This is a genomic window from Streptomyces sp. NPDC044033, from assembly GCF_056434425.1.
Map to the genome: position 1 here is coordinate 640,618 of NZ_JBWKFF010000001.1, position 6,759 is coordinate 647,376.

Below are 6,759 nucleotides of genomic sequence, written 5' to 3' on the forward strand. Positions count from 1 at the left end.
GCCGGAGAGCCGGGGGCAGCGCCGCATGGCGCCGCCCCCGGCTTTTTCGTCCCCCGGCTTTCGTTCCCCGTCATTTCGTCCCCCGGCTTTTTCGTACGCACGCTCAGGCCGCCCGTTGCGTCGCCCTCAATCGCAGAACGCCCCGCGTACGGCCGCGTATTCGCGCGTCCACCACACCGACAGGGCCGACGCCGCCGGGAATCCGGGGGCGGCGCGGTGGTCGTCGAGCTGGTAGCGCCAGCGCAGCATCCAGAAGTCGTTGAGCCGCTCCCACCACACCCGGTGCGCCGCGGCCGCCAGTTCGGCGCTGTCGGCGCCCGCCGTCGCCCGGTACGCGCGCGCGTACGCGCGTACCTTCGCGAGGTCCAGGGTGCCCCCGGGCCGTACGAAGAAGATCGCCGCGGCGCGTACCGCCTCCTCCGCGCGGGGCTGGACGCCGAGCCGGTCCCAGTCGACGATCGCGGCCGGTTCGCCGCCCCGGTAGAGGAGGTTCAGGGGGTGGAAGTCGCCGTGCACCCAGCCCCGGGCGGGGGTCGCGGACGGCGCGGGGCGCCGGTGGGCGTGGTGCTCCAGGAGGGCGCGGCGCTCGACGAGGCGGTATTCGGCCAGCTCGCCGAAGACGTCGCGCGGGTGGCGGCGTACGAGCTCCAGCAGCTCTTCGATGAGGGCGTAGGTGTCCTCGGGCGTCGCCGCCGTGTCCTGGGGGTGCGGGGGGTGCGGGGCGCCTTCAGCGCCCTCCTGCGGGCCCGGCATGACCTCTTCGAGGCAGGTGTGCACCCGGCCGAGCAGCGCGCCCAGGCGCCGCGACTGCGGCCCCGACAGCTCGGCGCCGTCGCGGTGCCGGCCCTCGACCCAGGGGTGCAGGGCGTAGCAGCGGCCGCCGATGACGGTGACGGTGCCGCCGTCGCCGTCGGCGACGGGCGGGGCGACCGGCAGGCCGAGCGCGCCGAGGCGCAGGGTCGCGTGGTGCTGGCGCGCGATGGCGGCGGGGTCGGCGGCGCCGTCGGCGCCGAGGTGGTGCTTGAGGAAGAACCGGCCGCGGGTGGTGGCCAGGCGGTAGCCGCGGTTCAGCAGGCCCTGTGTCAGGGGCTCGCAGGTCAGGGCCTCGCCGACGCGGTCGTAGCGGCGCAGCAGGGCGCGCAGGGTGCCGCTGTCGGGTCCGTCGGGTCCACTGCGGACGGGGCCATCGCGGACGGGGCCACCGCGGCTCTCAGCGGGTCCGCTGCCGCCATGAGGGGGAGCGCCATGCCCCTGAGCGGTCCCACTGACGCCTTGATCGTCTTGAGCGGGGGCGCCTCGCTCCTGAGCGGGTCCGCTACGGCCCTGGGCTGGTCCGCTGCCGCCCTGAGCGGGTCCGCTACGGCCCTGGGCTGGTCCGCTGCGGCCCGGGGCGGCGGCGCTCCGGTCCGGGGCGGGGGTGCGGCTGGGGGCCCGGGCGGGGGCATGGGGAAGGGCCCCGGCGGGGGCGACAAGTGAGCGTGGCACGTGCCAGATCGTAGATCACACAGAGTGCACGGGTCGTCGCGCTGGGACGTCTCCGAGGTGGTGAACGGTGATGAACTGCGGTTCGATGCACAGATATGTGGGATCGAAGGGCACGCCGTCGGCGGTGCGCGGGGCCGCTCCGAAGAGCTCCAGCTCGTGCGTGCCGGGGGTGAAGATCCGGGCGGTGCCCACGAATTGCACGGCCCAGACCTGGGCGTCGCCGTCGCTGATGTTGTCCGCGCCGTACGCGACGACGCTGCCGTCGCACGCTCGCGCGTAGCCGAATCCGCTGTGCAGCCGCAGCATGACGTGCTCGCCCACGACGATGTGGCGGGCGACGGTGACGAACGGGAGGGCGCGCATGCTCACCGAGACCCGGCCGTAGGGGGTGCGGCCGAGGAGTTCGATCGCTCGATATTCGTGGGTGGGCATAGGGACTACTCTGCCCGCCTTGGTACGGGCCAAGTAGGGACACCCGCCCTTTTGGTCAGGGACGTTGGTCCCGATTGCGGCGTACTGGGGCGGTTTGGGACGGGTGCCGCGGGATGCCCCGCCGGAAGTCAGCGCTTTTCGGCCTGAAGCCGGGCGACGTACGCGGCGGCCTGCGACCGCCGCTCCATGCCCAGTTTGGAGAGCAGGCTGGAGACGTAGTTCTTGATGGTCTTCTCGGCGAGGTGCAGCCGCTCGCCGATGGCGCGGTTGGTCATGCCCTCGCCGATCAGGTCGAGGATCTTGCGTTCCTGCTCGGTCAGGCCCGCGAGGCGGTCGTCTCCCTTGGGGGTATTGCCGTCGCGCAGCCTTTCCAGGACGCGCGCGGTGGCGACGGGGTCGAGCAGGGATTTCCCGGCCGCCACGTCTCGTACCGCGGACAGCAGCTCATTGCCGCGGATCGCCTTGAGAACATAGCCGGAGGCGCCTGCCATGATCGCGTCGAAAAGGGCCTCGTCGTCGGCGAAGGAAGTCAGCATCAGACATTTGATGTCCTCGTCCTGCGAACGGATCTCGCGGCACACCTCGACCCCGCTGCCGTCCGGCAGCCGCACGTCGAGCACCGCGACATCGGGTCGAGTGGCCGGAATACGCACCAGCGCGTCCGCCGCCGTACCGGCCTCGCCGACCACCTCGATGTCCTCTTCGACGGAGAGCATCTCGTGGACTCCGCGCCGGACGACTTCGTGGTCATCGAGTAGAAATACAGTGATTTTTCCATGTTCGCGCACGAACTCAGTCTCACACACGAAGTCTTCCCCTGCTCTTGTTACTCGGGATAACGTGCCGACGTTCCGGCTGCCTGCAAGGCTGTGACCAGTGGTGTTTCCCCGCTTTCCCGATTTACTTGGAAATCCAAGCAAAATCGCAGGTCAGATGGGGTTTCGCAGAGTTGTGACGCACTGGGTAACGTGCCTGTTGCAGGCCATTCGCCGGGGCGCCTGTCACGCCCGGTTCCGGCCTCGGCACACCCACCCTGTGTGCCGTCGGACACCGAGCGAGCCTCCCCCACCTCACGGTGGGAGGGACCCCCTCCGGCCACCGGCGACCCCGGGGGTCGGACAGACGGAGGAGCACACGTGACCGCGGAAAGCACGGCGCGCAAGCCGCGCCGCAGCAGCAAGCGCGACAGCGCGAAGAAGCCGGCCGACAGCGCGAAGACCCCGGCCGACGGCCCGGAGCTGGTACAGCTGCTGACGCCGGAAGGCGAACGGGTCGAGCACCCGGACTACTCCATCGACATCTCCCCCGAAGAGCTGCGCGGCCTCTACCGCGACATGGTGCTCACCCGGCGCTTCGACGCGGAGGCCACCACGCTCCAGCGCCAGGGCGAGCTGGGCCTGTGGGCCTCGCTGCTCGGCCAGGAGGCCGCCCAGATCGGCTCCGGGCGGGCCACCAACCCCGACGACTACGTCTTCCCGACCTACCGGGAGCACGGCGTCGCCTGGTGCCGCGGGGTGGACCCGGCCAACCTGCTCGGCATGTTCCGCGGGGTCAACCACGGAGGCTGGGACCCGAACGAGAACAACTTCCACCTCTACACGATCGTCATCGGCGCGCAGACCCTGCACGCCACCGGCTACGCGATGGGCGTGGCCAAGGACGGCGGCGACTCGGCCGTCATCGCCTACTTCGGCGACGGCGCGTCCAGCCAGGGCGACGTGGCGGAGTCCTTCACCTTCGCCTCCGTCTACAACGCCCCCGTCGTCTTCTTCTGCCAGAACAACCAGTGGGCCATCTCCGAGCCCACCGAGAAGCAGAGCCGCGTGCCGCTCTACCAGCGCGCGCAGGGCTACGGCTTCCCCGGCGTGCGCGTCGACGGCAACGACGTCCTCGCCTGCCTCGCCGTCACCAAGGCCGCCCTGGAGCGCGCCCGTACGGGGCAGGGCCCGATGCTGGTCGAGGCGTTCACGTACCGCATGGGCGCCCACACCACCTCCGACGACCCGACCAAGTACCGGCGGGACGAGGAGCGCGAGCTGTGGGAGGCCAAGGACCCGATCCTGCGGCTGAAGACGTATCTGGAGAAGGACGGCCACGCGGACGAGGAGTTCTTCGCGGCCCTGGAGACCGAGAGCGACGCCCTCGCCAAGCGGGTGCGCGACGCCGTACGGAACATGCCCAACCCCGACAACATGGCGATCTTCGAGCACATCTACGCCGACGGGCACGCGCTCGTCGACGAGGAGCGCGCCCAGTTCGCCGCCTATCAGGCGTCGTTCGCCGAGGAGGGCAACTGACATGGCTGCCGAGAAGCTCTCGATCTCCAAGGCGATCAACGCCTCCCTGCGCACCGCGCTGGAGAACGACCCCAAGGTCCTGATCATGGGTGAGGACGTCGGCAAGCTCGGCGGCGTCTTCCGCGTCACCGACGGCCTGTACAAGGACTTCGGCGAGGACCGGGTCATCGACACCCCGCTCGCCGAGTCCGGCATCGTCGGCACCGCGATCGGCCTCGCGCTGCGCGGCTACCGCCCCGTCGTGGAGATCCAGTTCGACGGGTTCGTCTTCCCCGCGTACGACCAGATCGTCACCCAGCTCGCCAAGATGCACGCCCGCGCGCTGGGCAAGATCAAACTGCCGGTCGTCATCCGCATCCCCTACGGCGGCGCGATCGGCGCCGTCGAGCACCACAGCGAATCCCCCGAGACCCTCTTCGCGCACGTCGCGGGCCTCAAGTGCGTATCGCCGTCGAACGCCTCCGACGCGTACTGGATGCTCCAGCAGGCCATACAGAGCGATGACCCGGTCATCTTCTTCGAGCCCAAGCGCCGCTACCACGACAAGTCGGAGCTGGACACCTCCGCCGTACCGGCCGCGCTGCACGCCGCCCGTACGGCCCGTACGGGCACCGACCTGACGCTGGTGGCCTACGGTCCGATGGTCAAGACCTGCCTGGAGGCCGCGGCGGCGGCCGAGGAGGAGGGCAAGTCGATCGAGGTCCTCGACCTGCGGTCCATGTCGCCCGTCGACTTCGACGCCATCCAGGCGTCGGTCGAGAAGACCCGCCGCCTGGTCGTCGTCCACGAGGCGCCCGTCTTCCTGGGCACCGGCTCCGAGATCGCCGCGCGCATCACCGAGCGGTGCTTCTACCACCTGGAGGCGCCGGTCCTGCGCGTCGGCGGCTACCACGCTCCGTATCCGCCGTCACGGCTGGAGGACGAGTACCTTCCGGGACTGGACCGGGTACTGGACGCTGTCGACCGCGCGTTGGCGTACTGAAGGGCTTGAGGGGAGTCGAACGATGACTGCGAGTACAGCGAACAACCAGCGTTTTCGAGAGTTCAAGATGCCCGACGTGGGCGAGGGACTCACCGAGGCGGAGATCCTCAAGTGGTACGTGACCGTCGGGGAGACCGTCTCCGACGGGCAGGTGATCTGCGAGGTGGAGACCGCCAAGGCCGCCGTCGAACTGCCCGTCCCCTTCGACGGAACCGTGCACGAACTGCGCTTCGACGAGGGTGCGACGGTGGACGTGGGCACGTCCATCATCGTGGTGGACACCCAGCCGGGGGCGGGCCCGGCGGCAGCGGTGCCGGACCAGCCCACGTACTACCCGCCGAAGGACCGACCCGCCGAGGACGGGGAGGGCGAGGGCGAAGGGCGCAAGGCCGTGCTCGTCGGCTATGGCGCGGCCCCGTCCTCCACCAAGCGCCGGGCGCGCAAGCCGCAGCCGGGGGCTTCCTCGGCGGCGGCGCCGGTCCAGTCGGAGCTGAACGGGCACGCGGCCCCGGAGGCTCCCGCCGCCGCTCCTGAGCCCCCCGCCCCGGGCGCGCGGGCGCTGGCCAAGCCGCCGGTCCGCAAGCTCGCCAAGGACCTCGGCATCGACCTGGCCTCGGTCACCGCGACCGGCCCGGACGGCATCGTCACCCGCGAGGACGTCCACGCGGCCGCCACCGCGGTGGCGCCGGCGGAGCCCGAGACCGCTCCGGAGGCCGCCGCGCGGCCCGCGGAGACCGCCGCGCGCGAGATCCGCACCCCCATCAAGGGCGTACGGAAGGCCACCGCACAGGCGATGGTCGCGAGCGCCTTCACCGCGCCGCACGTCACGGAGTTCGTCACCGTGGACGTGACCCGCACGATGAAGCTCGTACAGGAGCTCAAGTCGGACCCGGACATGGCCGGGCTCCGCGTGAACCCCCTGCTGCTCGTCGCCAAGGCGTTCCTCGTCGCGCTCCGCCGGAACCCGGAGGCCAACGCCGCCTGGGACGAGGCCAACCAGGAGATCGTGCGCAAGGAGTACGTGAACCTGGGCATCGCCGCCGCCACCCCGCGCGGCCTGATCGTCCCGAACATCAAGGACGCGGGGGCCAAGACCCTCCCGGAACTGTCCGCGGCGCTCGGCGACCTGGTCACCACCGCCCGCGAGGGGAAGACCAGCCCGGCGGACATGGCCGGCGGCACGGTCACGATCACCAACGTCGGCGTCTTCGGCGTCGACACCGGCACGCCCATCCTCAACCCGGGCGAGTCCGCGATCCTGGCCTTCGGCGCGGTCAAGCTCCAGCCCTGGGTGCACAAGGGCAAGGTCAAGCCCCGCCAGGTCACCACCCTGGCGCTCTCCTTCGACCACCGGCTGGTCGACGGCGAGCTGGGCTCCAAGGTCCTCGCCGACGCGGCGGCGGTCCTGGAGCACCCCAAGCGCCTGATCACCTGGGGCTAGCGCCTGGTGATGTCCCCGGTACGTACCGCAGGGGGGGGGGGGGGGGGGGGGGGGGGGGGGGGGAGGGGGGGGGTGGGGGGGGGGGGGGGGGGGGGGGGGGGGGGGGGGGGGGGGGGGGGGTA

At 71.3% G+C, this 6,759-nt stretch carries 6 protein-coding genes; 3 read left to right on the forward strand and 3 right to left on the reverse strand.

Annotated elements, in window-relative coordinates; genetic code table 11:
- Positions 1 to 126: 126 nt before the first annotated feature.
- From AC07AB_RS02820 to AC07AB_RS02830, 3 genes are all read right to left on the reverse strand, one after another.
- Positions 127 to 1,134 carry a phosphotransferase gene (locus tag AC07AB_RS02820; RefSeq protein WP_478559719.1) on the reverse strand — a complete coding sequence of 336 codons (1,008 nt, stop codon included), beginning with the start codon at positions 1,132 to 1,134 and terminating at the stop codon, positions 127 to 129.
- A 366-nt stretch (positions 1,135 to 1,500) separates the two neighbouring features.
- Complete coding sequence (locus AC07AB_RS02825) at positions 1,501 to 1,917, reverse strand: pyridoxamine 5'-phosphate oxidase family protein (protein ID WP_478558909.1); 417 nt, start codon at positions 1,915 to 1,917, stop codon at positions 1,501 to 1,503.
- A 128-nt stretch (positions 1,918 to 2,045) separates the two neighbouring features.
- Positions 2,046 to 2,705 (reverse strand): response regulator, encoded by a 660-nt coding sequence (locus AC07AB_RS02830; RefSeq protein ID WP_478558912.1) that lies wholly within the window; start codon positions 2,703 to 2,705, stop codon positions 2,046 to 2,048.
- 348 nt (positions 2,706 to 3,053) lie between these two features.
- Here AC07AB_RS02830 and pdhA point away from each other — a divergent pair, with 348 nt between their 5' ends.
- Genes pdhA through AC07AB_RS02845 form a run of 3 tightly spaced genes read left to right on the forward strand, consistent with a single transcriptional unit; the run spans position 3,054 to position 6,637 of the window.
- Complete coding sequence (gene pdhA, locus AC07AB_RS02835) at positions 3,054 to 4,214, forward strand: pyruvate dehydrogenase (acetyl-transferring) E1 component subunit alpha (RefSeq protein WP_478558915.1); 1,161 nt, start codon at positions 3,054 to 3,056, stop codon at positions 4,212 to 4,214.
- A 1-nt stretch (position 4,215) separates the two neighbouring features.
- Positions 4,216 to 5,196 (forward strand): alpha-ketoacid dehydrogenase subunit beta, encoded by a 981-nt coding sequence (locus tag AC07AB_RS02840; RefSeq protein ID WP_478558918.1) that lies wholly within the window; start codon positions 4,216 to 4,218, stop codon positions 5,194 to 5,196.
- A 22-nt stretch (positions 5,197 to 5,218) separates the two neighbouring features.
- Positions 5,219 to 6,637, forward strand: coding sequence for a dihydrolipoamide acetyltransferase family protein (locus tag AC07AB_RS02845; protein WP_478558921.1), 1,419 nt, complete (start codon positions 5,219 to 5,221; stop codon positions 6,635 to 6,637).
- The last annotated feature ends 122 nt before the right edge of the window (positions 6,638 to 6,759 follow it).

What these genes read in the sequence shown, in the direction of transcription:
- AC07AB_RS02845 (WP_478558921.1), top strand. Translation starts at nt 5,219, where the DNA reads ATGACTGCGAGTACAGCGAACAACCAGCGTTTTCGAGAGTTCAAGATG.
- AC07AB_RS02825 (WP_478558909.1), bottom strand. Translation starts at nt 1,917, where the DNA reads ATGCCCACCCACGAATATCGAGCGATCGAACTCCTCGGCCGCACCCCC.
- AC07AB_RS02840 (WP_478558918.1), top strand. Translation starts at nt 4,216, where the DNA reads ATGGCTGCCGAGAAGCTCTCGATCTCCAAGGCGATCAACGCCTCCCTG.